This is a genomic window from Mitsuaria sp. TWR114 (assembly GCF_007997345.1).
The window spans coordinates 1-526 of record NZ_VOSR01001131.1; the positions used below are offsets into that span (position 1 = coordinate 1).

Annotated in this window: 2 protein-coding genes; both read right to left on the reverse strand. The window is 68.3% G+C overall.

Annotated features, from left to right (window positions below; genetic code table 11):
- Positions 1-23 precede the first annotated feature (23 nt).
- Entirely contained in the window at positions 24-176 is a 153-nt protein-coding gene (locus FUT87_RS28125; RefSeq protein WP_255512103.1) for a hypothetical protein, read from the reverse strand.
- 13 nt (positions 177-189) lie between these two features.
- On the reverse strand, positions 190-526 hold a 337-nt coding region (locus tag FUT87_RS28130), incomplete at its 5' end, for a phage tail protein (RefSeq protein ID WP_147243082.1).

Consider the following 526-nt stretch of genomic DNA (forward strand, 5'->3'; position numbering starts at 1 on the left):
CACGCGCGACAGCAGGATGATGGTCAGGTAGGCCTCGTTGCCCTGCACCCGCGGGTCGCGCAGCGGCAGGATCTCGTCGCCGCGGTGGCCAGGCGCATCACGCCCTCGCGATGCAGGTCGCCGTCGGCGTCGACATACCCCAGCGGCAGCGTGAACTCGAACTCGGTCTGGAACATGGTGCTCCCCGGTTCAGGCGCGCTCGACGCGTTCGCAGCTCACCGTCAGCGCGTCCAGCGACACGTCGTTGCCCTTGGCGTTGAAGTCCGGCCCGTCGTACTTGCTGGGCCAGGCGCTGAAGAAGTTCCAGCGCACCTTCTCCTGCCCCGCGTCGTCCTGCAGGATGATCGAGCCGTTGCGCCGGTCGATGGTCCCGTTGACCGCGGCCAGGTGCCAGTCGTAGAGCTCGCGCGAGTCGGTCACGCCCCACTTGAGCGTGATGTCGGGATAGGACACCTTGCCGGGCAGCTTGCGCACGGTGGCGACCTCGCCGCCCTCGCGGTACTCGACCACCTCGATGTTGGAGCCG

Coding starts and splice junctions, on each gene's coding strand:
- FUT87_RS28125 (WP_255512103.1), bottom strand. CDS start 176: ATGTTCCAGACCGAGTTCGAGTTCACGCTGCCGCTGGGGTATGTCGAC.